At 42.0% G+C, this 26,645-nt stretch carries 30 protein-coding genes; 7 read left to right on the top strand and 23 right to left on the bottom strand.

Translation table 11 applies throughout. The features are described 5' to 3' along the window. Positions 1-20: 20 nt before the first annotated feature. The 20 genes from H6795_01230 to H6795_01135 form a co-directional block, all read right to left on the bottom strand. Positions 21-1,133: a glycosyltransferase family 4 protein gene (locus H6795_01230; GenBank protein MCB9817146.1), complete on the bottom strand. Its 1,113-nt coding sequence runs from the start codon at positions 1,131-1,133 to the stop codon at positions 21-23. Further along, positions 1,126-2,262 (bottom strand): glycosyltransferase family 4 protein, encoded by a 1,137-nt coding sequence (locus H6795_01225; protein MCB9817145.1) that lies wholly within the window; start codon positions 2,260-2,262, stop codon positions 1,126-1,128. Before H6795_01225 ends, H6795_01230 begins: the two co-directional genes overlap by 8 nt. Then, positions 2,262-3,212, bottom strand: a complete 951-nt coding sequence (locus H6795_01220; GenBank protein ID MCB9817144.1) for an alpha/beta hydrolase — start codon at positions 3,210-3,212, stop codon at positions 2,262-2,264. Before H6795_01220 ends, H6795_01225 begins: the two co-directional genes overlap by 1 nt. A 56-nt stretch (positions 3,213-3,268) precedes the next feature. Continuing rightward, positions 3,269-3,742, bottom strand: a complete 474-nt coding sequence (locus H6795_01215; GenBank protein MCB9817143.1) for a hypothetical protein — start codon at positions 3,740-3,742, stop codon at positions 3,269-3,271. A gap of 88 nt (positions 3,743-3,830) precedes the next feature. Beyond that, positions 3,831-4,631 (bottom strand): hypothetical protein, encoded by an 801-nt coding sequence (locus tag H6795_01210; GenBank protein ID MCB9817142.1) that lies wholly within the window; start codon positions 4,629-4,631, stop codon positions 3,831-3,833. Positions 4,632-4,741: 110 nt separating this feature from the next. Then, positions 4,742-5,152, bottom strand: coding sequence for an ATP synthase F1 subunit epsilon (atpC, locus tag H6795_01205; protein ID MCB9817141.1), 411 nt, complete (start codon positions 5,150-5,152; stop codon positions 4,742-4,744). After that, positions 5,153-6,535, bottom strand: coding sequence for a F0F1 ATP synthase subunit beta (gene atpD, locus H6795_01200; GenBank protein ID MCB9817140.1), 1,383 nt, complete (start codon positions 6,533-6,535; stop codon positions 5,153-5,155). A gap of 47 nt (positions 6,536-6,582) precedes the next feature. Further along, positions 6,583-7,428, bottom strand: coding sequence for an ATP synthase F1 subunit gamma (atpG, locus tag H6795_01195; GenBank protein ID MCB9817139.1), 846 nt, complete (start codon positions 7,426-7,428; stop codon positions 6,583-6,585). 3 nt (positions 7,429-7,431) lie between these two features. After that, positions 7,432-8,973 carry a F0F1 ATP synthase subunit alpha gene (locus H6795_01190; GenBank protein MCB9817138.1) on the bottom strand — a complete coding sequence of 514 codons (1,542 nt, stop codon included), beginning with the start codon at positions 8,971-8,973 and terminating at the stop codon, positions 7,432-7,434. Further along, positions 8,970-9,365: a F0F1 ATP synthase subunit delta gene (locus tag H6795_01185; protein MCB9817137.1), complete on the bottom strand. Its 396-nt coding sequence runs from the start codon at positions 9,363-9,365 to the stop codon at positions 8,970-8,972. Before H6795_01185 ends, H6795_01190 begins: the two co-directional genes overlap by 4 nt. Further along, positions 9,355-9,900: a F0F1 ATP synthase subunit B gene (atpF, locus tag H6795_01180; GenBank protein MCB9817136.1), complete on the bottom strand. Its 546-nt coding sequence runs from the start codon at positions 9,898-9,900 to the stop codon at positions 9,355-9,357. The genes H6795_01185 and atpF overlap by 11 nt, the downstream gene beginning before the upstream one ends. A 14-nt stretch (positions 9,901-9,914) precedes the next feature. After that, positions 9,915-10,133, bottom strand: a complete 219-nt coding sequence (locus H6795_01175; protein MCB9817135.1) for an ATP synthase F0 subunit C — start codon at positions 10,131-10,133, stop codon at positions 9,915-9,917. Between the two features lie 39 nt (positions 10,134-10,172). Continuing rightward, positions 10,173-11,024, bottom strand: coding sequence for a F0F1 ATP synthase subunit A (gene atpB / locus H6795_01170; protein ID MCB9817134.1), 852 nt, complete (start codon positions 11,022-11,024; stop codon positions 10,173-10,175). Positions 11,025-11,189: 165 nt separating this feature from the next. Beyond that, positions 11,190-12,218: a HAMP domain-containing histidine kinase gene (locus H6795_01165; protein ID MCB9817133.1), complete on the bottom strand. Its 1,029-nt coding sequence runs from the start codon at positions 12,216-12,218 to the stop codon at positions 11,190-11,192. Position 12,219: 1 nt separating this feature from the next. After that, positions 12,220-12,903 carry a response regulator transcription factor gene (locus tag H6795_01160; protein MCB9817132.1) on the bottom strand — a complete coding sequence of 228 codons (684 nt, stop codon included), beginning with the start codon at positions 12,901-12,903 and terminating at the stop codon, positions 12,220-12,222. 113 nt (positions 12,904-13,016) lie between these two features. After that, positions 13,017-13,613, bottom strand: a complete 597-nt coding sequence (locus H6795_01155) for a hypothetical protein (protein MCB9817131.1) — start codon at positions 13,611-13,613, stop codon at positions 13,017-13,019. 165 nt (positions 13,614-13,778) lie between these two features. Beyond that, positions 13,779-14,276 carry a hypothetical protein gene (locus H6795_01150; GenBank protein ID MCB9817130.1) on the bottom strand — a complete coding sequence of 166 codons (498 nt, stop codon included), beginning with the start codon at positions 14,274-14,276 and terminating at the stop codon, positions 13,779-13,781. Further along, a complete protein-coding gene (locus H6795_01145; protein MCB9817129.1) occupies positions 14,273-14,653 on the bottom strand; it encodes a metallopeptidase family protein in 381 nt (126 codons plus the stop codon). The genes H6795_01150 and H6795_01145 overlap by 4 nt, the downstream gene beginning before the upstream one ends. A 71-nt stretch (positions 14,654-14,724) precedes the next feature. Then, positions 14,725-16,191, bottom strand: coding sequence for a cardiolipin synthase (gene cls / locus H6795_01140; protein MCB9817128.1), 1,467 nt, complete (start codon positions 16,189-16,191; stop codon positions 14,725-14,727). A gap of 41 nt (positions 16,192-16,232) precedes the next feature. Continuing rightward, positions 16,233-17,960, bottom strand: a complete 1,728-nt coding sequence (locus tag H6795_01135; GenBank protein MCB9817127.1) for a SulP family inorganic anion transporter — start codon at positions 17,958-17,960, stop codon at positions 16,233-16,235. Between the two features lie 128 nt (positions 17,961-18,088). Between H6795_01135 and H6795_01130 the strand changes: the two genes are divergently transcribed. Together H6795_01130 and H6795_01125 are read left to right on the top strand one after the other, a co-directional pair. Next, the gene (locus H6795_01130) at positions 18,089-18,586 is read left to right on the top strand and encodes a hypothetical protein (GenBank protein ID MCB9817126.1); all 498 of its coding nucleotides are present in this window, start codon (positions 18,089-18,091) and stop codon (positions 18,584-18,586) included. A 641-nt stretch (positions 18,587-19,227) separates the two neighbouring features. Then, on the top strand, positions 19,228-21,117 hold the full coding sequence (locus tag H6795_01125) for an alanine--tRNA ligase (protein ID MCB9817125.1): 1,890 nt from the start codon (positions 19,228-19,230) through the stop codon (positions 21,115-21,117). A 5-nt stretch (positions 21,118-21,122) separates the two neighbouring features. Here H6795_01125 and H6795_01120 read toward each other — a convergent pair whose 3' ends face one another. Next, positions 21,123-21,857, bottom strand: coding sequence for a hypothetical protein (locus tag H6795_01120; GenBank protein ID MCB9817124.1), 735 nt, complete (start codon positions 21,855-21,857; stop codon positions 21,123-21,125). Positions 21,858-22,111: 254 nt separating this feature from the next. Between H6795_01120 and H6795_01115 the strand changes: the two genes are divergently transcribed. Further along, entirely contained in the window at positions 22,112-22,936 is an 825-nt protein-coding gene (locus H6795_01115; protein MCB9817123.1) for a hypothetical protein, read from the top strand. A gap of 207 nt (positions 22,937-23,143) precedes the next feature. On the opposite strand, the gene H6795_01110 is transcribed toward H6795_01115, so the two are convergent. Further along, positions 23,144-23,821, bottom strand: a complete 678-nt coding sequence (locus tag H6795_01110; GenBank protein MCB9817122.1) for an SOS response-associated peptidase — start codon at positions 23,819-23,821, stop codon at positions 23,144-23,146. Positions 23,822-23,921: 100 nt separating this feature from the next. Between H6795_01110 and H6795_01105 the strand changes: the two genes are divergently transcribed. Continuing rightward, positions 23,922-24,188: a hypothetical protein gene (locus H6795_01105; protein ID MCB9817121.1), complete on the top strand. Its 267-nt coding sequence runs from the start codon at positions 23,922-23,924 to the stop codon at positions 24,186-24,188. Here the strand turns inward: H6795_01105 and H6795_01100 are convergent. Continuing rightward, positions 24,185-24,376, bottom strand: a complete 192-nt coding sequence (locus H6795_01100) for a hypothetical protein (GenBank protein ID MCB9817120.1) — start codon at positions 24,374-24,376, stop codon at positions 24,185-24,187. The two genes, H6795_01105 and H6795_01100, sit on opposite strands and share 4 nt — an antisense overlap. Positions 24,377-24,402: 26 nt before the next feature. Here H6795_01100 and H6795_01095 point away from each other — a divergent pair, with 26 nt between their 5' ends. The 3 genes from H6795_01095 (at position 24,403) to H6795_01085 (ending at position 26,595) form a co-directional block, all read left to right on the top strand. Further along, positions 24,403-25,641: a hypothetical protein gene (locus H6795_01095; protein MCB9817119.1), complete on the top strand. Its 1,239-nt coding sequence runs from the start codon at positions 24,403-24,405 to the stop codon at positions 25,639-25,641. Between the two features lie 18 nt (positions 25,642-25,659). Further along, positions 25,660-25,962, top strand: a complete 303-nt coding sequence (locus H6795_01090; protein ID MCB9817118.1) for a hypothetical protein — start codon at positions 25,660-25,662, stop codon at positions 25,960-25,962. A gap of 84 nt (positions 25,963-26,046) precedes the next feature. Then, positions 26,047-26,595, top strand: a complete 549-nt coding sequence (locus H6795_01085) for a hypothetical protein (GenBank protein MCB9817117.1) — start codon at positions 26,047-26,049, stop codon at positions 26,593-26,595. The last annotated feature ends 50 nt before the right edge of the window (positions 26,596-26,645 follow it).

Here is a 26,645-nt window from a genome sequence, read left to right as displayed (position 1 = left end):
CGAAATACTATTGCTCGTGCTTACTTTATACCATATATATGTAAAATAGACGTACCGACGACACCAACATCATAGGTATCTTTTTGCTTTTGAAGCCACTTGTAGGCCATTTCTCGGTCTTTTTTACTATGAATGTACTTGTGTAGGGTTTGAGCAAATTGAGCGGTATCACGCGGAGATATTAAAAGAGAAGGGTTGTTACCTAATACGCTTTTATAACCAACATTATTGCCGCCAAGCACAACCCGAGATCCTGCGGCCATCGCTTCAATAAGCACGATGCCAAAACTCTCACCACCCGTACTAGGAAATACAGCAATATCAGCGCTCGCTAAAAGTGCAGGTTTATCTTTTTCGTCAATAAATCCTGCAAATGTAACCATAGGTAAGTTGTGTTCTAAGGTGTACTGTTGCAAGCGCTTGAGTAAGGGGCCTTTGCCAGCAATAGTAACATTGAACGGTGCGACAGTACTGTATGTAGTTTGCAAATGACTGAGAGCTTTTAAAAAGTATTCGCAACCTTTTCTTTCTACCAATCTACCAAGGAACACGATATGCAGTGGTGACTTATAGATAGGTTTATGTTTAAAATCTTGTAAATTTACAGTGTTGGGAATAACTATAGTATCGAGGCCAAATACTGTTTTAGCAAACGTTTGCGCTGCTGAGCTAACACTAATTATTGAGTTAAAACGTTTTAGTGTATGTTTGGTAATGAGTTGCAAACTTTTTGCACCAGTTTTTTCTAACCATGTCGCGGGAACAATATGAAACGTACCAACAATCTTTACCGTATTCGGCGCGGCGCTAATGACACGTCCAGCAAATAGCGGACTATATGGCATCTGCACATGTAGTACGTCTAGCTGCAGTTTATTGAGCGTTTTGGCAATTACTTTTTTATTCGTTGGCAATGGAATACTTAACCGATTCTTATTAAAAGTCACGCGAATATTTTTTGCTAAAGAGTGAACATTTTGTATGTCTGTGCGATATGATTCACCGACAAGATAATGAACATCATGTCCTTGTAATCGCATCCATTCACCTATCGTTAGCACATATTGCTGAACGCCGTCTGGAGTATCTAGTGTATCGTCTAAAACAAAGCCAATTTTTAACTTTTTAGACATGTTGGGCAAGTGATTGCTTATAGACTGATTCGTATTGCTTTGCAATGACTGAAAAGTCATATTGTTTGATCGTTTCGGCAGCCCATACACGCCACATTTCACGTACATCGTCGTCATATAATAAGAGTTCTAACCGTTGTGCAAAATCGCTCGTAGACAAAGGGTTTACTAGGCTAAGCCGCCCTTTGCCAGTCATGACACTGGCGTAACCACTATTGTTACCGGCTACTACAGGCGTACCAACCGCCATTGCTTCTAAAAGAACTATACCAAAACTCTCACCATACAAAGCGGGTGAGCAAAATACGTCAGCACTGGCAAGTAGGTATGGTTTATCTTCTTCTGTAACATACCCAAGAAACGTAACGTCTGGTATTTCATACTGGGCGACAATGCGTTGTAGCATATTATTCTTAACACCATTACCTCCAATAATGAGCTCTACGTCTTTGTGCGATTCGCGCAGTGAAGCATACGCACTTAGAAGATGTTCAATACCTTTTCTTTTTTCTAAACGTCCTAAATAGACGATACGCTTTTTTTTGTTCTTGCGTGTTAGGTGGTTGGTATGTGTAAACTGCTCTAGTCGTATACCATTTGGTATTATTTCTACATGTTCATCACTAAGGCTTTGCAAATGTTCGGCTGCAGCTGGCGACACAGCAGTGTATGTATCTATATACTTTAAGATTGATTTTGTATAAGGCACGACAGTGCTAATAATAGATTTCGATAATAAACTTTCTGGTAGCTTAGCGTGGAATGTCGCGACATTTATTGATTTTGAACGTGATAATATTTGCCTTGATAATACTGGCACCCACGGTTCATGAAAATGTATAATATCAAACTGTTCTCTGTCTAAAATAGCCTGTATTTCATCTCCGTCTGCTTCAAAGCCAATATCTGCCATTGTATTAAAGGGTGTATTCATCTTGGCGCTACGACCAACCAATATATAGTGATCACTCACAGAGTCTTGGTGTGCCCGAGGGCGAGGGGTGATGATTTTTACACTATGTCCTTGCGCTGACAGGTAAGTGTGCAGATTCACCACTATGTCTTGTACTCCGCCCGCAAATTGGAACATATTGTAGGGGCAGACGATGCCAATTTTCATATACTTCATTATACCTTACTCTTCTGATATTGTTTAAGAAGTACCTTAAGACGCTGCGGGATTAGTAATGCTGCATCAGCTTCGTCACTAATGACTGTGGGGGCGTGGTTAGGCAAGCTTGCGGTATAGGCACTAACTTTAGAATAAATTCGTCGTAAGTTTTTTAAAACGATTGCTTTATCAAAGTACTGATCTTGCTTTACAGAAACATGGTGCAATGCTAAGGGTATTTTCTGGGTGGTAAGATTAACTGTCAAAAAACACAGTGACGTAGCAAAATATGTTCTTGCATCGTTACATTTCCACAGATATACTTCAAAATCTATACGTTTTTGCCGCTCTTCAGGCGTAGCATCCATCATTTTTACATGACTTTTGGCGGTAATAGCATACGATGCTTTAATAAGTGGTTTAGTAAAAAATAGATGTTTTGCCAAAAAAGAAAACGGCAGGGTACTCATAAATCTTGATCCGTACAGAAGCGTGTTATATGTTGCTGGTTTAAATCTAAAATCATTTTTTTTAGAAAATCCAACAAGACTCACCAGTAGATTGACCTGCTTGTGCATGTGTGGATACTTTTGTAGCATTCTTGTTACGACTAAAAACCCATAACTCATGCCACAAATAGCTATAGGTTTATTTCTGTAATGAAGTTTGATAAACGTTGCAAGATATTCCGCCATGGCATCAAGAGTGGGTTTTTTATTAATAATATAAAAACTATCCATACCACCAAAGCCTGGCAAATCAGGCATCGTAACCGTACCATAGGTACTTAAATAAGATGCAAGGCTGTACATGCGTTCTATGCTTGAATGATGCCCATAGACAAGCAGGATATTTTTCCCGTGTTTAGATGGACGCTTGCTGGGTATATCTAATACTCGCCCGCGCAGACCATTTATGTTGAGCCTAGATACATACGTATCCGGAATAGTAATTTCGGTTTGCTGCATACTTTGTTCTATTTATAACAGAATGGGAGGTAAATCGCTAGGCGTAAAAAGAGTGGCTAGGGGATTATTGTGCTACAGGCCGCTCCACACGTTTCAAGTAATTTATCGTTAAGTTCTTTTAGTGAATCGTTTTCAGTTGTTGTAAGCTCTAGTTTTTGCCGTAAGTCACGGTTGTCGTAATTTATGGAATACACTTTTTCTGTCAGTCTTGCATTCTCTTGCTTCAGTTCATCTACTTGCGTCTGAAGATCACGAATTTGCATAAACTCCCATACAGCAAATGCACCTGCTGCAAGCGTGAGCACAACAAGAACCCATAGTGCAATAGTACGTTTTTTACCTGTCTTCTTTTGTGGTAGTTTGTACGATTCAGCAGGTACCTGATCATGGCTTTGCTGGTCAGGTGCATGTGATTCAGCATACTGTTGCCCAGACGGTGGGACGTTTCCTGTTTGTTGCGTAGGGGTACGTCCATAATTTGTAGGTGTGGGGCCTGAGCCAAAATTGCGTGGGGGCTTAATATCGTCCATTTTTTCCTCTCAATTACACATAGATTTATTGTTTTTGCTAGTACTAGTATACCAGCAGTCTAAGGCTACTATACACTTTAAAATTACACTAATTTGTTGCGTTAGTATCTGCCTCTGTAGACGTAGGGTAATCTATACTACTACACGCTGAACCACAAGCAGCAAGCATCTTTTTAATAGCCGTTTGGTATTCTTGTATTTGCTTGTTTTGTGAGTCTATTGTTGCTTGTAGTTCGGTATTTTTTGTTTGTTCTTCTTTAAGCTTTGTAGTCAAATCGTCTATAGTCTGCTGCGTAGAGTTCTGCTGTTGCTGATTAAGCTGTTGTTGCAGGCTAGCATTGGTTTGTTGTTGCGCTTCGAGGTCGCTTTTAGATTTATTTTGTTGAGCAAAATATACAACCAGTGCACTACCAACTGCTACCAACAATAGCATAAGCACGACAACCCATATTTTGAGTTGCTTATTCTTCTTTTTTAGTCGCGTTGTATCTGTAGACGGTTGTTCATTATTTGCTGGCGGCTGTACAGACGGTACGATTCCAGGATCCGCCACGCTAGGTTGGTTTTCTGTAGCTTGTGTTGGTTCATTAGCAGCAGGTTGATTTGCTGAAAATGTAGTGGTATCAGAATCCTCGCTTTGTATCGTTGAGGCTTCTGTTTCTGTGGTTTCACTAGAAGAAGCTTCAGGTTCAACGCTATCACTAACGTTTTCTGTTACGACACTGTCGGGTGAATCGGCTATGTCGCCATCGCTATTTATAGCAACATCCGCTGATTCTTCTTGGTCACTCGTGTCTGTTACGTTTACATTAATAGTCTCTGACGAGCCATCTTGCGCTTGTTCTGGCGGTTTAATGCCATCTATATTCTTGGTTTCTTTGTCATCCACCTTGATATACCCCTTTTACTTATTACCAATAGTATATAAAGGTTATGGTATAAAAAGCAAATAGAGTTCTTATATTATCGTTATATTTCTAGATAACCTTCTATGAATGTTTAGCGACGTGTTTTGCGGCGAAGTTGTGCGACGCCAAGGCGTACTTCGTGACGATCTATTAATCGTTGAGCTTCGGTGAGTTCTGTTTGATCTTTTGCTTTTGCTTTTAGCTGAATAGCAGATTCAAGCGCTTCTTTGATTTCTTCTTCAACAAGATCTCTTGCGTGGTCAGCTTCGTCTAGTAATAACCGGACAGAATTTTCAGACACTTCCATTAATCCGCCGTATGATGCAAATACTTCTTCTTCGCCTACTTTGTCTACAATGATAACAGCACCCGCAGTTGTTACAGCTGTCATAGGCTCGTGATAGGGTAGTACGACCATTGCACCATTTGGTGTAGCCAAGCGAACTTCTTTAGCTACATCGTCATACCTCGTGCCACTTAGTGTTACTAAGGTAACGTGCATCTATTTTACTTCCTTAATATTCCCTTTAAGATAAAACGCAGACTCTGGTTTGTCATCATGCTTGCCAGATAGTATTTCTTTAAAGCCTGCGATTGTTTCGTCGCGTGATACGTATGCACCAGGCTTATTAAGGAACACTTCAGCAACATGGAATGGTTGTGTCAAGAAACGTTGAATACGCCGCGCGCGCGCGACAGTTTGTTTGTCGTCTTCAGATAGTTCTTCCATTCCCAAGATAGCAATGATATCTTGTAAATCTTTGTACCGCTGCAATATGCGTTGCACTTCACGTGCTGTCTGGTAATGTTCCTCGCCAACTATTTCTGGGTCTAAAATGGTTGAACTACTTTCTAGTGGGTCAACAGCAGGGTATAGACCAAGTTCTGTCAAAGCACGTGAAAGTACAATTGTGCTGTCTAGATGGCTAAAGGTGGTAGCTGGAGCCGGGTCAGTTAAGTCGTCAGCCGGTACATAAATAGCCTGTACACTTGTAATAGAACCAGTTTTTGTACTTGTAATACGCTCTTGCAAGGCCCCCATTTCTTGTTGTAAGTTTGGCTGGTAGCCAACAGCGCTCGGCAACCGGCCAAGCAATGCAGACACTTCTGCGCCTGCTTGTGTAAAACGAAAGATATTATCAATAAAAAGTAAGACATCTTTACCTTGGTCGCGAAATCCTTCGGCTATGGTGAGGCCTGTCAAGGCAACACGTAAACGTGCACCAGGTGGTTCATTCATTTGTCCAAACACAAGGCTCGTTTTGTCCAGCACGCCGCTTTCATCCATTTCGTGGTATAGGTCGTTGCCTTCTCGGGTACGTTCGCCAACACCAGCAAATACAGAGTTACCACTATGATATTTAGCAATGTTATTAATAAGCTCAGTTATCAGCACGGTTTTACCAACACCAGCACCACCAAGCAAACCAACCTTACCACCCTTGGTAACAGGTGCAATTAAATCTATAACTTTAATACCTGTTTCTAGAATTTCAATTTTTCCACTCTGCTCAGTAAGGGCAGGTGATTCACGGTGAATACTGGCGGTTACTTTTGTTTTTGGTTGGGGCTTTTTATCGATTGCTTCGCCAATAACATTAAACATACGTCCAAGTGTTTCATCACCAATTGGCACGGTAATAGGGCTACCTGTCGCCATGATTTCATCACCTCTTTTGACTCCGTCGGTGCTACTAAGTGCAATAGCACGGACACTCGTTTCACTGAGATGTTGGGCTACTTCTAGGTATATTGTGCCTGTATCACGTGTAATAGTTATCGCATCATATAGTTTAGGGAGATCTTCAGGTGCAAATTCGGCGTCCACAACGACACCAACTACTTGGACAACCTTTCCTTTTTTTAGTGCTACATCAACCTTCATATTGCCTCCATTGCTTTCTTATAATTCTTATCGTGGTTATTCTCATTTTATGACAATGCCTCTGCTCCGCCACTAATTTCAGCGAGTTCTTGGGTGATCTTTGCTTGGCGAGCATTGTTATACTCTAGCCGCAAATCATCAATAAGATCACCTGCATTATCTGTTGCATTTTTCATGGCGAGCATGCGTGATGCTTGCTCACTGGCTCGTGCTTCGAGTAAATATTGGAGCATTTGAGCTTCGAGCGCTCTGGTGATGGCGACTTCAAAGACATATTCAGCATTCGGTTCAAATAATCTATCTTTTACCTGGTTCGTAATATTTTTTATTGGTAAGACACGTTCGATGATGACTTCGTGTTTTACCGTTGATATGTACTTTGTATAGACAACATCCACAGAAGCAACGTTACCAGCCACAAATTCATCTATAGATTGAGCAAGGACTGGTGTTACCACCTCGCTATTTAGGTTATGACTATCCAGTTCATATGCACCGAGTGAATTAATATCTTTTAATTTAGATATAAAGCGCGAGGCATACTTACCGACAGTAATAACTCTATCCATACCTGGGTGATCTTTAAGATGCTTGGCAGCTGCTTTTAAGACATTTGCGTTATAGGCTCCTGCAAGGCCGCGGTCACTTGTTACAATTATTGTTAAGGCGCCTTTTGAATTTGGCGTTTTGAACAAAGGGTTCACAAGCGCACCCGGATGCCCAGCGAGTGTGGCTAACAATGCTTTGGCGTTTTCTATATACGCTTTTGGCCCAATGACTGCTTCTTGGGATTTTCTGAGCTTGCTTGCAGCAACGAGTTGCATAGCTTTGGTAATCTGCCTCGTGTTAGATACAGATTGGATTCGTTGTTTTACTGCTTGCTGGGAAGCCATAGTTTACGACGCTTTTTCCTTTTTAAACCCGCGGCTTACCGATTTAGCGGCATCGTTAATCTTTTTAACATCAGATTCTTCTGGTTTAGTGCCTTTATTAAGATTCTCGATAAGTTTTTTGTGATCTTTTTTAACAGTCACAATTAGTTGGTGTAGAGCAGATTCAACTTCGTGAGCTAATAAATGGTCAAAAGATCCGCCAGTGGCTGCTGTAATAGCAATAACCTGTTCGGCAACACTATATGGGTTATATTGTTTTTGCTTAAGAACTTCAGTAAGTAAGCGACCTCGTGCGATGCGCTTTTTGGTGTCTTCGTCTAAATCGCTGGCAAATTGTGCAAACGATGCCAATTCTCTAAACTGAGCCAGTTCAAGTCGCAAGGTACCAGCAACGCTTTTGGTTGCTTTTGTTTGGGCAGCACCACCTACGCGGCTCACGCTTAGTCCAACCGAAATAGCAGGGCGAATACCTTGGTGAAATAGGTTAGTTTCTAGGTAGATTTGGCCATCGGTAATTGATATGACATTAGTTGGAATATAAGCAGACACATCACCGGCTTGCGTTTCAATGATAGGTAATGCCGTCAAGCTACCCGAACCAAGATCATCAGATAATTTGGCAGCTCGTTCAAGTAATCTCGAGTGCAAATAAAAGACATCACCCGGGTAGGCTTCTCGGCCTGGTGGACGGCGTAATAACAAGGACATCTGACGATACGCAACCGCATGCTTTGATAAATCATCATAAATAATCAGGGCATGCTGTTTATTGTCCCTAAAATATTCTGCAATAGCTGTGCCGGCGTACGGAGCCAAATACAACAGGCTAGCTGGGTCAGACGAACTTGTGGCGACAACAATGGTTTGATCCATGACGCCCTCTTGTTTTAGCTTTTCTACCAAAGCCGCAACTTTCGCACGTTTTTGACCTACTGCCACGTATACGTTAATAACCCCAGTTTTCTGGCGGGCTTGGTTTATCATTGTGTCAATTGCTATGGCTGTTTTGCCGGTTTGTCGGTCACCAATAATGAGCTCGCGCTGACCACGACCAATTGGTACCATCGTGTCAATGGCCACGATACCTGTGGCAAGTGGTTCATGGACACCTTTACGGTCCATTACGCCAGGTGCTGTTCGTTCGACTCTCCCTGTGCGGTTTGTTTTTATAGGTCCTAGGCCATCAAGGGGCCTTCCCAGCGGGTCTACCACTCGTCCTATAAGCTCAGGACCAACAGGCACTTCAAGTGTTGTGCCCGTAAGCGTAACGCGTGCACCAGCTTTTACATCAACATCTGTATCTAAAAGTACGGCACCGATTTCGTCTTCATTTAGGTTTAGCGCAAACGCCCGAACACTTCCATTATCTGTTGCGATTTCTATGACATCGCTAAAGCCACAATTACTCAGACCAAAAACCCAAATAATACCATCACTTATGCGTGTAACTACACCAGACTGCTCAAACTCAGCCGCATCACTATCTAATGTAGCAATCGCCGATTGCAGTTCTTGGCTCAGCTCTTTTATATTGAGTGAACTCATCTTTGTACTCCTTTAATAATCTGTATCAATTTACGTTTAACGGATGCATCAAGTGATCCATTGGGAGTATCTATTTGTACTCCTCCAATAATCGCAGGGTTGATGACTTCTTTTGTTTCTAAGGTAACATTCGCTCCATAATACGAATGGATGTAGTCTACGATGCTACTCTTCGTCTGAAGTGTGATGGGGTGGGCAGTTGTAATTGTAATAAAAACATAACCTGAATGAGCAAGCTGACGTGCGATATCTTGTACTAAATAGCTCGATTGTCTGGTATTTTTAGTATCTTTTAGCCAAGAAGCGAGCATTGCAACTAATCTGTCACGAGGTATCGTATTGTTAAGGAGCGCTTCGGCCGCAAAATGAGCAACTTTTGTTCTACTTTTCACGGCGTTTCTCCAACTCTTTCATGATTAGTTTTTGATCTTTTTCTGCAGTGATTTTGTCACGCAGAATAGATCCTGATACTTCGCTAATAAGACGAGCCGTTTCTGATTCTAGTGCTTGGCGCGCTTTCGCAACATCGAGTTTAAGTTTTTCTTCAGCGTCATGCATAATTGCGTCTGCGCGTGCACTTGCTTTGTCTTCTGCAGCTTTAATAATTTCGGCAGATTCTTTCTTAGCGTTATGGACGACAACATCTGCTTGGGTACGAGCCTCATTAAGAATTGCATCTATTTCTGATTCTGCGTTGGCGAGTTCTTCCTTTGCCTTGGCTGCTTGTGCCAAACCATCATTGATCGCTTTCTCGCGGGCATCAATGACTGAATATATCTTGCCGACAACAAATTTCTTTAATACCCACACAACAAGCAAAAAGGTTATTGCTTGGAACAGTAACGCTTGCCAGCTTATACCAAATGTAGCTGTTACACTTTCTGGCGGTGGAGCACTCGATTCAGATGCGAATTGTAATAGTATCACGTATATACCTACTGCTAATTTGTGCTAAATACGATAAGTAGTACGAATACCATGATTGCGTCTACAAGACCAGCCATAATAAGCGCCATGGTTAAAATTTTGCTTTGCGCTTCTGGGTTGCGTCCAACAGATCGTACCGCTGCCGACCCAACGAGCCCTAGACCAATAGCTGGTCCAATAGCACCGAGTGCAATGGTTAATCCTTTTATAAATGCTGGGTCTATTTCTGCCATTATTTTTCTCCTCGTTATATTACTAGTTATTATCTCACACTACGCATTGGTAGCAGCCATACTTTTTTGGTGAGCAGTGCTTTGTGATTCTGGTTGAATGTCGTCATGGCCATCTGTAGATGTGCCGATAGCAAGGTAGGTAGAGGCAAGCATTAAGAATAAGTAGGCCTGTATAACAGAAAAGAATATTTCCATAAGCACAACAGGGAACACCGCAATGGGCGCAAAATTACCACTTAAGTTAGTAATGACATGCAGCAACACTTCACCAGCATATATTACTCCAAACAACCTAAGAGCAAGTGTTAATAATCGTATAAGCTCACCAAGTATTTCTATAATGCCAATAAAAAAGTTCATGGGATTCCACCACGGCTGCATAATACTAAAGTAGTGTTTTAAGTGCCCCCAGCCTCCACGCTGTTTGATAGCAAAATACTGTACAGTCCCTATAGATATAATGGCAAGAGCAAGAGTGCCGTTTAAGTCTGTGGTGAATGGTCGCAACAGTGCTGCTTTAATGCCTTCATCGTTGACGACGTATACAGTACCGCCCATGGCTGGGAACAAGCCTATTAAATTATTTAGCAGAATAAAAAAGAATAATGCAGCAAACAGTGGCAAAAAAGCGCGTGCTTTTGCTTCACTACCGAGAGTGCTCTTTAAATTACTGGTAACAAATTCTAATGCGCTTTCCATAGAAAAGGCAAATTTAGATTGTGGTCGCACGGTTGTGTATATGGCTGTAAGTACAAACGTGATAATTAGACCTACCGCAACAAGCATGCCAAGTATCATCGAATTAGTGATACCAAAGTTGCCTATGGTAAAAATCGTTTCGGCAGCAATTGGCACACCATCTTCTGACGCAAATGTTAACAGACCCACCATTATATCCGAACACACCCTTCTATAGGCGATGATTTACAGCGCAGTTTTATTAGTATCATTTACTTATATTGTAGCAAAAATTATCGTACAATCAACCTCTGTTATGATGATTTGTAATGAAACAATCTTACGATTTGCTCATAAACTTCAGTAGGTTACGGCTGTTTAGTCTTTAACCAAAGGGAGCCGTACGCTAAATACGCTTCCTTTTTTTGGAGTACTCTTAACAGAAATCGTCCCACCGTGTTTTGTAATAATGTCTTTTGCAATTGACAAGCCAAGCCCATGCCCTTGCACCGACTGGTGCGTACGTGACGAATCTGCGCGGTAAAAACGATCAAATATATAAGGAACGTCTTTTGCAGGTATTCCCATACCTCTGTCTACTACATCTACAGTAACTTCGTTCTGATGTTTTTGTATATTCACAGAAATCTTTGTGTTTTTATTGCTGTACTTAACCGCATTATCCAACAAAATAGTAAACACTTCTTGTAAACTGAAAGAGTCGCCATGAACTGTAACATTACTCTTTTTTGGATGTTTATCGATATCTATAAACTTAGCTGATGCTACCGTTTGTATACTATGAATAGCATTATCTATTATATCTTGCAGTGAAACATCCATTTTTTGGAGTGTTCTGTTTTCGAGCCCAGCAATGCGCATTAGCCCGTCAGACAAGGCGCTTAATCGTTGCAGTTCTTCTATATTGCTTGCGAGCTGACGTTTGGCATCCTGCAGACTAAGCTTGGGGTCCATTAGTGTAACTTCGTTTTCTGTTAGCATAGCGGTAATCGGTGTTCTGAGTTCATGGCTGGCATCTGCTGTAAAGCGGTTTTGAGCTTCGTGGGCTTCTTCTATAGGTTTTAACGTTCGGACTGCTAAATAGTAACTTAGGGCACCGCCACCTATGAGAATAAATATATTTATTACAATAAGCCGCGCCAAAACCCGCTCTTTTGCTTCTGTATAGAGTACACTGCGTTCACGTAAAATGTCGTTTTTTATTTCTTCAGAAAATCCCGGTCCGACAGGGCGTACAATCACACTTCTTGGTCCACGCAGCCCTCTACCGAGCTCATTAATAGACAAGCTATAAATTGTAACACTAAAGAATATGCTAATAGACATAATAATAGCAAGGTACAATCCAGCTAAGCGTATTGATCCTTTATGGAGTGCAAAAGGCATACTACTGTTGTACCCCAAAATAATAGCCAAAACCACGTTTCGTATGTAGTAGGGTTGCGCTGCTACTAAAAGGTTTATCTATTTTACTGCGCAAATAGCCGACATACACCTCCACGGTATTCGGCAAGATGTCTGCATCATAATTCCATACATGTTGTATGATTTGATCTTTCGTCACAATTCTATCTGGATTTCTCATAAAATATTCAAGCAGGGCATATTCTTTACTTGTTAAATCTATAGGTTTTTGTGCTCTCGCGGCTTGCATCGCCTGCAAATCTAGTGTCAAATTATCGTATATTAATGTTGTATCAATGGTTTGTTGAGGGCGACGGAGTAGGGCGCGTACTCGTGCGATAAGTTCAACAAATGCAAAAGGCTTGGCCAAATAATCATCTGCACCGGCATTTAACCCTTCTGCTTTATCTAAAACTCTAGATTTAGCCGTGAGCATTAATATTGGTGTTTGAATATTTTCGGTTCTTATTTGCTTTACGATACCAAGCCCGTCTATATCGCCAGGCAGCATTCTGTCTAAAATAAATAAATCGTATGGTTCACTCATAGCCATAGAAGCTCCATCATCGCCATTATATGCAACATCTACAGCATAGCTATGCTGTTCGAGTCCGCGTTTTATGGCATTGGCAATTTTATGTTCATCTTCAACTATCAGTATTCGCATATATACTATTGTAATCAATTAACTGAATATTAGCTGATTTTACGATTTATTAACATACACCGCCCCTAAGATAGAGCGGTGTATATAGTGGTTACGGCTATGTAGTATATACGTTACTCTCTAGGCCCACCCTTGTGTCCACCAGAGCCACCCATTCGCATATATTGTGTGTCGATGTTATTGTCTTTCGCCCACTGTTGCATAGCATCTCGCTTTGTATCACGAGCTTTTTCCAGCTCTTCGCGTTTCTGCTCAATAAGCGTTTTCTGTTCACTTGTTATAGTGCCACTCTTTACAGCACTTTCAAGGTTAGCACCGTGACGACCGCCACCCATTACATAGCGCATATCAATATTGTTCGATTGTGCCCATTCTTGCAATGCCGTCATTTCGGCTTCGCGGGCTGTCTGGTTCTCCTTCATTTTACTTTCTAAGAGTGTCTTTTGCTCAGCAGTTATTTTACCTTGTTCTACTGCCGTCTGCAGATTCTGCGATACCTCTGCAGCACGTTCTGCCTTGTGCTCTGCACGATTTTCATCAACCACTGCCTGAACCTCATCTTTATTAAGGTTAAATTTGGTTGCAATTTTATCTACGAGCGTTCCATCTGGGCCACCTTGGGCTGATGCAACAGACCCTGCGCCCACTGCTACAGCAGAAATCGCCCCCGCAGCTAGTAAACTGCCTTTCATTTTGCTTGATAGTGCCATATAGTAGCTCCTTTCGCTTTTGCTTGGCACCTACTAGTACACTCTATAAAACTTAAGTAATGCTGAGTATCTAATTATAGTATTCACAATACGTAAACCGACGCTACAGGTAGCGCATATACACCACCTGTAGCGTCTGCTTACCGTACAGTACAGTACTTGCAATTATTGGGTGAGTAGTGGCATATACTGCATATTCATAGGTTGTGATACCCCTATGTATTTTGTACTTTTTATGGCACTGAGGGCAGTTGTAAGAATAGTTTGTAACAAACGTAAATCGCTTGGCATAGCATGGAGTTCTAAGGCATTATTATCTGGATCACCAAACAATAGCTCTTTGCTGTGTCGTAAGTCTGGATTGGTAATTTCTATATAGGTTATCTGACCAAAATTAGCGTCTATCATCCACACGCGATTATGCACTTTTGGTTGGTTTGGAAAAGCAGTTTCAATTAACACGCCAGTCGGTAGCCTTACTAAGCCAATAGAACATAGTTCTAAGGCTGTTGTATCGTGGTGTGTATGTGCTAATACAAAACTGTACCCAGAATTTGGTGCAACGTGTACATGGTTATACTGCCTAAATAGCGTTTCAATCGTTTGAAATATAGTTTCGCGTATATCGCCATAATGGTGCAAAAAGATTGGCTTATTGTTCATAGTTTATTTTCTAGTTCATGTATCCGCGCGTGATCTAGCCCAAAATAATGTGCTACCTCGTGCCACACTGTGTTGGCTATTTGCAGGCGTAATTCTTGCTCGCTGTTGGCGTGCTGTTCGTGTGGGATTTTAAAAATAGTAATTGTATCTGGCAGTAAATTACTATCATTACCATTCCTGGCTGGTAATGGAACGCCTTCGTAAAGGCCGTATAAAGATTGGCACGGACGCAACCCTAAGCGCTTGCGTTGCTGCATTGTTGGTTCGTCTGTCACAAAAAAAGCAATATTTTTAATGTTTTCTTTGTATGGGGAGGGAAGCCTGTCTATAGACTGAGTGACGTATGCTTCAAATTCTTGGTCTGATACTGCTATCATAGTACTCTGGTACTATACGTAGTTCTAAGCATATTCTCAAGCTATAGAGCGTGTGTAAGTATACGTAATACTTACTGTAACGATGACGTAAGACGGGCAACATTATCTACAAACTTATCCCGGAGTGGCCGATGCAGCCATGCATCAAGGTGCAGTTGACGACTTTTAATCTTATATGATGTTTCTACGCGTCGCATGGCTTGCACAAATTCTTTACTATAAATAAGCAGCGATATTTCCATATTTAAATTAAATGAACGCATATCCATATTACTAGAGCCAAGCACACTTACCGCATCATCTACCGTAAAATGCTTGGCGTGCAATACGGTAGGCGATTTATACATATATATGTGTACACCAGCTTTTAATAACGCTTCGTAGTAAGAACGTTGCGCATGATACACCATTAGTTGATCGCCAATTTCAGATACATACAGTTCTACATGTATGCCACGCTGCACAGCTGTTGTAATAGCAGTGAGCATTGATTCATCTGGTACAAAGTACGGGCTGGCAATAATAATTTTTTGTTGGGCTGCATAAATAAGTGATGTAAATAGTTTTAAGTTATTTTCGCCTTCAAAACCAGGGCCACTTGGCACTACTTGGCAGTCTATATTACCTTTATCTACAACCGGGTTACCTATAGAAACAATGTGCGTTTTAAGCAGTTCATCTGTTTCGGCATACCAATCTCCTGCAAAAATAGCGTCAAGTTCATACACCACAGGGCCAACCACACGTACCATCAGTTCTAACCAATGAAGCCCACGTTTAATATTCTTCTTTTTGTTGTAACTGCTATCAATAATATTCTGCGAGCCCATAAAGCCCACCACACCATCAACTACAAGAATTTTACGGTGATTGCGTAAGTCTGGCCGCTGCACCTTACCTTGCAGTGGTTTAATGGGCAACATCAGCTGGTAATTAATGTCATGTTGGTCAAAAAACGACAGCATGTCTTTGTAGCCTGGGTACTGCAATGAGCCTATGTGGTCAAACATAACCCGTACTACTACGCCGCGTTCTTGAGCACGCCGTAAACTATCAAAAAAATCTTTCGTAGTGTTATCTACCGACATAATATAAAACTCTACATGTACATATTTTTTCGCAGCATCTATTGCTGTGACCATGTCTTTAAGAGACTGTTTGTAATTTTGTATTAAACCAACGTCATTGCCACCGACAAGTGGCATAGCTCCTAGGTTTGAATTAAGCGTCGCTATAGACATAAACCAGTTTGGTGGTGAGTTTTCTTCTGCAATTGCTACTTTATTTAGTGTATTTTTATAAATGAGGTTATTAATAGAAAGCTGCTTGGCGCGTCTTTTTTTAGACAATTTACTATGGCCAAAAACAAGAAATATAAGTATGCCAAGAAGCGGGAAGAAAAAGACCGCCAGTAACCATGCCGTTGCTTCTGATGGCTTTCTGTTATTAGGAATCACACCAAGGGCAAAAACTCTGACGCCAATATCAATAATTAAGACGGCAATAAGCGTTAACAATGAGGCTATTTCTGTTTGCATTTAGCTACAGTATAGCAACTCTTTAGACTCATACGGTAATATCAGGTTGATTTATCTTCTGATTTTACATCGTACGCACGTGGCACATTGTATTCTTGCCGGTATGCCTCTATAGCGTTGCCAATAGATGTATAGTGTGGTGAATGCTGTAGCGTGCTACTTAGGCGGTGCGAACGATGCACAATTGTTCTTATAGACCCTTTCATCCTCGCAACCGCAAAGGTTACTTTACGTGATTTTAGCTCGTCTATGAGCCCTAGAAGCATTTGCCCAGACGTAGAATCTATAGCAGTTATTGTTTCTGCATCCCATAAAAACCAGTGAATAGGCTCTTTAGATTCATCTACAATTTGCAGTACCCGGTGCCGAAAATACGTGGCATTGCCAAAATATAGAGGTGCATCAAAACGATACATTTTAAGCCCTGGCACTTCATGTGTCTTGGGTGGGCGGTGCATATCGCGGACCGATCCGTCATCTGCAACACCAAGAATTGCATCGTTAGGGAAGGCACTTTTGCGCAATGTATTAAGTATTGCAAGCATCACTGCCAATAGTAAGCCTTGGTAAATACCTAACGTGGCAACTCCAAGCATTGTTACTACAGCGACTACTGCTTCACTACGCCATGCATGCCAAATAGAACGTAACTCTTTTACGTTAAACAAAGGCAATACCGCCAAAATTATAATGACCGCCAGCATTGTTATAGGCAAATACTGTAACATTGGTGATAACACCGCAAGTACCACACCAATAAATAGCGCACCAAACAGTTGCGAAACTTGCGTTTTAGCACGGCTTGTATAGTTTACTGCTGTGCGTACACCACTTGCAGACACTGGTATACCACCGTAAATGCCAGACGCTGCATTAGAAAGCCCAAGCCCGAGTAGTTCTTGGTCAGAACTCACTGTTTCTTTTTTCCTAGATGCAAACGACCGCGCGGTTGCAATAGTATTGGCGTAGGCAATCAACATCATCGCCATTGCTGGTATAATTAGGTTTTGCAAATCATATAACTCAATAGACGGCAGGTCGGGTACAGGTAAGCCAATAGGAATACTACCAACGATAGCAACGCCATTGCTCGCAAAATCAAATGCCCATGAACAAAAAGTACCAATAATCAGTATCAGCAAGCTGACAGGTAGGCGCTTAAAGCCTTTCATAAGTAATAGAGCTATCGCCAAGGTAACCCCGCCGAGTGCAAGTGTCAGGATGTGCGTTTGTGAGATATTCGTAAACAAATACACAATCGAACCTAAAAAGTTGGTATTTACCGGTGCTGGTATGCCAAATACTTTTGGTAACTGCGTGGCAATAACTACAAGTGCCAGACCTGCCATGTAACCTAATAGTATTGGCCGTGACAAAAACTCAGCCACAAAACCAATGCGTGCAATCACACTAATAATGCTTACTAAGCCAATAAAGAACGACAATATTGCAACCAGCGCGACAGCTCTGTTAGCATCGCCACCAGAAAGTGGTATAACGGCTGCCCCAGCGAGTGCTGCCATGGCCGCATCTGGACCCATAATTACGTAGCGCGATGAACTCATAATTGCATACACCACCATTGCTACCATGGCTGCGTATAAACCAGCTGTTAAATTAACACCAGCTAACTGTGCATACGCCATGGCTTGTGGCACGGCCACTGCTGCTACTGTTGCTCCAGCAATTACATCACGCCGTATATACGCACGTTTATATGTTTGTAATACAGCATGTATTGGTAGGGTGACTGTTAGTTTTTCGAACATTATCTTTATTGTACGCCAATTACCAAGCTATTTCATCTGTATCAGTAAATATTGACGAATAAGCTAAAGAGCGCATAATAACAACTATCAAGTAATTAAACGAAAATTCACATAGTGGCTAACGTATCATGACATCGTTATATACCAATAAGAACGTACAAATCACCAAGATTGGAATTATTAGTGTATTTATTGGTCTGTTAATTTTTATGCTCATTACTATCAGCAGCTCTGTACACGCATCGGGAGGGGCATTCACACAACCCACACATGACGGGCCTATCAAACCACGCCCCGTTATTAGCCAGCAACAGGGTTATTTTAGCCTTGCCACCACCACAGAACATATGACATTTGGCGTGGATACAAGCATTTACTCGCTACCCATTAATGTTTCTGTTAAATTGCCATACGAACATCAGGTTGCGAGTAAAGCTACAGGCTTACCTACAGATCAAATACCAGCAGAAAAACCATTTACTGCTGTAGATTACGCCGCTGCAGTAGATACCAAACATAGCGACCCAGCTGTAGCGTCTACATTTGCGTACCTGCTTATTGGTGCGCTACTGTGGTATGTAGTAACATTCTACCTCCCAAAGCAAAACCAACCCCACGTTACCTAGCAGCATACCCCGTACATATTTGTTGACTTTATACTAATTTTGTGCTATTATTATAAATACCCAAGAGGCAGCAGCCTTAAAGGTAAAATAAGTAGTACAACCAGCAGGGGATACTAAGGCGCTGCTGGACGCCCACTACGAACGTGTAGTGTACAAACGGTTCTCCTAAAGTAACCCCTCGTAATAGCGAGGGGTAGACCAGCAAGGGTGAAGTGACGCGGCTGGCGTCAATTAAGTAACAACGACTTCACCCTACAAGCACCCATAAAAAGGTGCGTACTGAGACCGGGGTTAGGCGCCCGCTCACAAAAGGGAGGGATGAATGAGCTAATGCCTAAAGCTCACGACCTAAAAGGTCAAATTCATCCCTCCCCACACTCACTTACGTCAAGCTTAAGACACTAAATAAGCCCATGCCTCTGTGGTTCCAGAGTGCAACACCCCGCTAGCAGGAACGTGTCCTTTCATAAGGACCAATCCCTACCAGCGGGGTTTTTCATATTATTAAACTAAACCTGCGAACGTTATATTTTATCGCTTTAATAGAATAGTTACAGTTAAATACTAACTCTACGTCTGCAAATATGGCTTTTAACAACGGCTTGTATATGCCTTAGAACCTCTGTAAAATAATAGGTAATATGACAGCACAACACATTAGAAAAGCCTACTTAGAGTATGCCAAGCAAAATGGACACACCATAATTCCACGGGCAAGTTTAGTACCACAAAATGACCCAACCACTCTGTTTACAGGGAGTGGGATGCAGCCATTACTACCATACTTACTTGGCGAGCAACATCCTAGTGGTACCAGAGTCGTCGATAGCCAACCATGTTTTAGATCAGAAGACATAGAAGAAGTCGGCGATAACCGCCACACTACATTTTTTGAAATGCTCGGCAACTGGAGCTTTGGTGATTACTTTAAGCAAGACCAACTCACCTGGTATTTTGCATTTTTAGTAGATATTGTTGGCCTAGACCCAAATAAACTGTACGTTACAGCGTTTATAGGCGACAGCGCAGCAGGTGTTCCAAAAGATTCAGAATCGGCCGAGCTGTGGGTAGAACTATTTAAAAGTAAAGATATTACGGCAAATATTGCAGATATTGGTTCTGAAGAAGACGGTTACAAGCGCGGCATAAAACAAAATGAAAGAATCTTTTACTATGATGCAAAAAAGAACTGGTGGAGCCGGGCTGGTGTACCTGCAAACATGCCTGCCGGTGAGCCGGGGGGCCCAGACAGCGAAGTATTTTATGAATTTAGCCACATACAACATGACACGTCGTATGGTGAGCACTGCCATCCTAATTGCGATTGTGGTAGGTTTATGGAAATTGGTAACTCTGTATTTATGCAGTACATCAAAAATGACGATGGCAGTTTTAGCGAACTACCAAAAGCTAACGTAGATTTTGGTGGTGGTTTAGAGCGAGTGGCTGCTGCTTCTGAAGGCAGCGGAGATATGTTTAAAATAAGTTTGCTGTGGCCAATTATACAAAAGCTAGAACAGCTAAGTGGCAAAAAGTACGAACAACACAGTACCGCCATGCGCGTGATTGCTGATCACTTACGTGCGGCAACCTTTTTAGCAGTAGACGGGGTAGTGCCAAGCAATAAAACTCAAGGCTACGTGATACGCCGTTTTTTGCGTAGAGCCATCCGCTACGCCTTCGAACTTGGCATAGAGCAAAACTTTTTAGAGCAAGTTGTACCAACCATTGCCGATTTATACCACGACGATTACCCAGAAGTCGCCCAAAATCGCGAACAAATAATTGCAGTGTTAGCACGTGAAGAAAAGGTATTCCGCCAAACGCTCCGCAGTGGGGTAAGAGAATTCGGCAAACTAACGAGCGGTGGCTTATTAACAGGTGCGATTATATTCAAGCTATACGACACATATGGCTTTCCGGTAGAACTCACCAAAGAAGAAGCTTTTAAGCAAGATGTCGCGGTTGCGCTTGATGCCACAGAAGAATTTGATAGATTTATGGCAGAACAAAAAGCTCGTAGCCAAACTGCTGCGAAAGGTGTCTTTAAAGGTGGTTTGGCTGACCACTCAGAAATTACAACAAAATACCACACAGCCACACACCTCATGTATAAGGCTTTGCGTATTGTGTTGGGTGACCACGTAGTGCAACGTGGTAGCAATATCACTGCCGAACGTTTACGTTTTGACTTTAGCCACGATCAAAAAGTAACTCCAGAACAAATTACACAAATAGAAGCAATCGTGAACGAACAAATCAAAAAAGATTGGCCAATGTCATGGCGCGAAGAATCAACCAAAGAAGCACTTGCGAATGGTGTGATGGGTGCATTTGGTGATAAATACGGCAAAACGGTAAAGGTCTATACTGTTGGTGACCCAGATGGCGATAATTACTCACGCGAAATTTGCGGTGGCCCACACGTGACGCATACCGGCAAATTAGCAGATGATGGTAAAGTGTTTAAAATCACCAAAGAACAAGCAAGTTCTGCCGGTGTTCGCCGTATAAAAGCCATACTTATGTAATGAATTTAATAGCCAATTTTTGCAATTGCATCACCAAATTCCCAGAAAGGGCTAATTCTTGGGATTCTGGTTATTGCTAGAGGCGCTTGAATACTAGCCTCGAAAGTCAAGTCATGCACTTCATCGTGCTGGCTATCATAATTAGCAGATAAAACATACGCAAGATCAACTGCGTCTTCATTGTCAGCCACAGCTAATAAAGTAAATATACCCAATTTAAAGTTTGTGCTTAGGGCTTTTGTGCCTTTAAGATATTCAATTAAACGAAGTTGAGCCTGATTATGCGTTTTTGGTTCGTGATGGCTCAAACGCTCACCAGTATAATCTGCGCTAAAAAACTGTTCTACAGTAACAGCTGCGTTATCGTGCTGGATTAGTCTTGTAATTATATCAAAAGGAGATAATTTCTCGTCTTGTTCACCAACAAGATCTTCAATCTGATTCGCCGTAGAGTCATTCATATATTTAACAGCATCATGATAGCGCCTATCAAAATATCTCTCGACAAGACATTCACCCATGCCGTAATGCCAAGGCTCGGACTCAGGAATTAATTTTGCCTCTTTATTTTTCCAGTCGTAATCGATAATAGCGTCATGACCGCTTTTTCTATGAGATTCTAGCATACAGCTCATCAAGCCACTGTCTGCCGAGTCATCATCTTTCCCTGCATCTAATAATGTAATATCTCTACTACTATAACCGCTACCGTACATTGTAATCTGACTTGTATCAACCATTCCAAAATTACCCGGGACATCAATTTTTATATGCCTGTATTTGTAAGGATGTTTTTTTGCTGTGCAGACCATTTTTATGAGACTATTTAAAGAAGTGACATCTTCGGGCAGTAAATTTACTCGAAAATAATTTCTTTCAGTTTCCATAATATATACTATATCATATTATAAAACTTATGTCTAGTTTTAGGTTCATTTTAGCTGTATTTGGTCTATACAACGGGCGTATAATAAAAAGTAAAGGAGAACGTGTTATGCAAGAAGAATCTGGTCAATCTACAACAAGTAATAGCCAAGAAGAACCAAAACCAGAAACAAAGACTAAAAAGAGCCACACAGGCAGGAATGTTTTTATTGGTTTAGCAATTGGGCTCATTATTGTCATTGGTGTGCCGGTACTTATTGCTGGTTATTTTGGGCTTGTGCCGGGTGTATCTACGCTTATGGGTGCCACAAAAGCTAAAGATCTAGGTGTTACCTATACACCACAAGACTACCAAGCGTTTTTAACCAAAACTCAAACTAATTTGCAAAATTATGCTAACGCGCCAGTAAGCCCAGATAATCCAGCCAAAAAGACCGTTTTTGCAGACCCTGTGGTCGTAAATAACCAAGTGGTCAGCCAAGAAGAACTAACAGCAGCAATTAATGAATCAGGCTGGCTATGGATGCCTATTAAAAATGCCCAGGTTAAGCTTACAGATGGCACCGTAGAAATTGCCGGTAATCTGCAGCTAGACTACATTACCCAATTTATCAGCTACATAGGCGGAGTCGGCTATAGCCAAAGCGATATTGATACAGCAGTAGGGTGGGGTAAAAAGCTAGTTAATAATGCACCTATTTACATTAAAGCTTCGGGTTCTGTTACGAATAATCAACTGCAGCTTAGTGTGCAAGAAGCTCAAATTGGCCGCTACAGCGTCCCGCCAGAAATCGCCCAACAAGTTTTAAGCGCTGGTACCCAAAGCGCCATTAATAATACGCCGCACCTAGATGCCCAAAGCGCTACTCTTAACAATGGCACCATTACGTTTACCGGTACCCACCCATCAACTATCTACGTCAAAACCCAATAAAAAACACCACTTTTTACAGGGTTGTGCATCTGTGTAGGTTAGTGTTTTGTTCGTGCTGGGGCTGGTTGCCGCGCGTACATATAAGAAATTTGAATAGCGTAGCTATGAAGTACTATAATAAAAGTAGTTATATGTGGGCTTTTGCTTAAAAAAGCAGATTCCTCCGCATAAACGATTTATTTTACACGCGTGATATATACCAAACGCTCAAGAGGCAAGAAGAGGCTCTAGTAACTCTTTACGGTTATTACGAGGCGTATTCACTTCTGAGCTAACTGCATATATCTCTAAGCCATTATCCTTGTACGGTTCAAGCAAGCCCGCCAGTTGCTCTTGGTCGCGGTACGTAGGGTTTAGCCAAGCAGATTCTTGCTCTGGCAGTAGTATAACTGGCATTCTATCGTGCACTTTGGCCATTTGGGCATTGGGGTGCGTTGTAAGGATAGAAAACGTATATAGCGGGTGGTGTTCGGCATCGTACCAAATACTATAAATCCCCGCAAAGGCAAATATATCGTGTGTTTTTGGCGTAATATAGTAGGGCTGTTTACCTGTGACTTCTGACTTCCATTCATAAAAGCCCCTTGCAGGCACCAAGCAACGGTGATGTGCGACAGCACTCCGCCACATAGGGCTTGTAAATACAGTTTCTGCGCGTGTATTAATGGGTCGTCTTTCTTTTTTTACATCTTTTGACCAAGGTGGAATATACCCCCATTGCATTAATTGGGCCGTGCGCTGTTGTGAATCGTCTGTATATATAATTGGCAAACGCTGCCGGGGCGCAATATTGTAACTATCTTTACTTACAAAAGACGGCTGTGTAGCCAAATTAAACCGCTCTACCAAGTGGTCATCGCCATACAATGTATACCGTCCGCACATACGTTAATAATATTTCGTCGTGAGCGTTTAGTAAATAGCTGAAGGCTCCTTGGCACTACGTATATGTGTGTCTTAAAACTGATAACTCTAAAGGATATGTATGAAATCTAAAATTAACCAAGAAATAAGCGTGGTATCGTTTTACAATGCTCGTAATCAGCGTGCTCAACCGTACGCCATCAGTTGGCAAAATAAAGATTACACGGTAGGCGAAATTGGCTACCACCACAAGGTATACGATGGCAAGATCTGCCACCATATATTTGAACTTGTAGACAGTGAACAAAGCCTGTGGTTTCGGCTTAATTTTAATACCGATAATTTGCACTGGACGCTAGAAGAGGTAAGCGATGGCAACGCCGACTAGCTGGCGATATCTGCAGGGTGAGCACAGTGGCCAAGCCGGCCAATTATGCAGACGTGTATTTCACCGCCATCTTGTTGGTCTGTCTTACGAAATTCTTCGTAATTACAGCCCACGTGCACGCACTGTTTGGCAAACTCGCCATCTTCTACGGGATAGTCTTTTAAGCAGCCTTGTTCGTACGACTTCATATATCTAGTATAACAACCGTGGCAATATGCAGAATAATTATAATCACAACCCACCAACCACAATGCACATTGATCTTAATAGTTGCTTTGCAATTATAGAACAACAGGCAAACCCGCTGTTACGCCATAAGCCGGTGGCTATTGCTGCCTATGACACGCCACGTGGCATGGTTATTGCGAGCAGCTACGAAGCCAAGGCCAAGGGAATAAAAATTGGAGTAAACGTACAAGAAGCACGCTTACTGGCGCCTGATGTCTGCGTACGCATGCCAGACCCCAGTAAGTACCGCGATGCGCACAACCGTTTTAAAAATGTGCTGCTGCGCTACACCAGTAGTGTCACCCCCAAAAGTATTGACGAATTTGTACTCGATCTTCAGGGTAGCCCGCAACTGCGTACCGGCACCACCATACAAGCCATTGGCCAACGCATTAAACAAGATATAAGAGATAGTCTTGGGAGCTATGTAACGGTAAATGTTGGTATTGGTACCAACAGGTTTTGGGCAAAAACAGCGGCCGGGCTTAACAAGCCAGATGGTCTAGACACTATTACCGCCCGCAACGTAGCAACCGTATATCAGCACATGGCTCTTACCGACATTACTGGCATTAATGTTCGGTATGCTGCTCGCTTACAAGCAGCAGGCATTTTTACGCCAACCGAATTTGCCCAAGCTGCCCCCGATTTTTTAGCAAAACGAGTCTTTAAAAGCCGTGTTGGGTATGATTGGTATGCTCGTTTACGTGGCTGGGAGGTAGACAACGTAACGTGGGGTACAAAAACCTTTGGCCACCAGTACGCCTTAAGTAAAAAGACCACCAGCAGGGAAGAACTTTCTAAAATTGTGGCAAAATTATGCGAAAAAACCGGCCGGCGTATGCGTAAAAATAATTACAGTGCCCATGGTGTACACCTTTGGCTACGCTTTGCCAATTATGCACACTGGGCTAAGGGGCGCCACTCTAAAAGTACCCTGTACGCCAGCCAAGACATTTATATGCAAGCCCAGCGCTTACTCAACGAAGCCACCATCCCGACGAACGTCACACAAATTGGTGTATCTGTCTATAAACTTACCGCCAGCACACCACGCCAACAAACCCTGTTTGCTGGTACACGTCTAGATACCTACAACTTGGCTGATGCTTCGGATACAATCAACGACAGGTATGGCGAGTTTACGCTTATTCCGGGCAATATGACGGGTATGGAAGGAATTGTCCTAGACCGCATTGCCTTTGGCTCAATACCCACTACGTAGGGTATAATAGGTAGTACTATGACAAAAAATCCACCTGAAGCTGAAATCATCCACCAGCCAGACGGCTTTCATTATAAAGAACAGTACCGTGAATCTTCCCAAAAAACAAAGCAAATATCTGCCTTCGCCTGGAGTATAAGCTTTTTATCGTTAGTGTTTAGTATTATTCCAATTTTTGGGTTTATTTTTGCAATCTTTGCATTTGTAGTCGCCCTGATAAAAAAAGTACCAGTGTTTATACCGCTTATATCTTTGTTAATAGCAAGTTTTGTATCTATGTTCGTTCTAAGCATTGCGTGGCTGATAAGCCTTATATTCTAGGAAAGTAAGCTGTATTTACAACGGAGCAACGCTTATGTATACTTGCCATTAATAGCAATCAATAAGTAAGAAAATATAAACTATATGAAAAAAATATTTTTTACAGCGGCACTTGTACTCGCCATTGCAGGCGGATTACTCCTGTGGGGAGGTGTCTATGCGTCTAATTTTGTGAAAGAAAATCTAGCAGATCAAAAAATAACTTTCCCTTCTAGCGAAGCGCTTACTGCGCAGGGGAGAGACGATCTAGTCAGTTATGCTGAAGCTACTGTAGATACGGGCGATGAAGCCAAGGCCTTTGCGAGCTACATACAAGGGCACATCGCAAAAATAGCTAACGGGCAGACATACTCAGAAGTATCTGGTCAGTATCAGGCGTTAACGCCAGAACAAAAATCTACACCAGAGGGTGAAAAGTTAGCAGAGCAACGATTGACTATATTCATGGGCGAAACACTCCGCGGCACACTATTGAATGCCTACGGATGGGGTTTTGTAGCTAAAATCGTCTTACTTGCCGGGGCTGGACTACTTGCAGCTGCTGCTGTAGCGGCTACCTTATTTGTGCTCGGTAATATTAGTTCTTTACCGCAAAAATCTGCAAAAAAGAAAACTACCAAGCGACGTAAATAGTATTAAGCACATAACGAAATATAGCTCCGTTTACTGCGGGGCTTTATTTA

Source organism: Candidatus Nomurabacteria bacterium, from assembly GCA_020631975.1.
Taxonomy (GTDB): domain Bacteria; phylum Patescibacteriota; class Saccharimonadia; order Saccharimonadales; family CAIOMD01; genus JACKGO01.
This window is presented reverse-complemented; position numbering and strand designations above follow the sequence as displayed.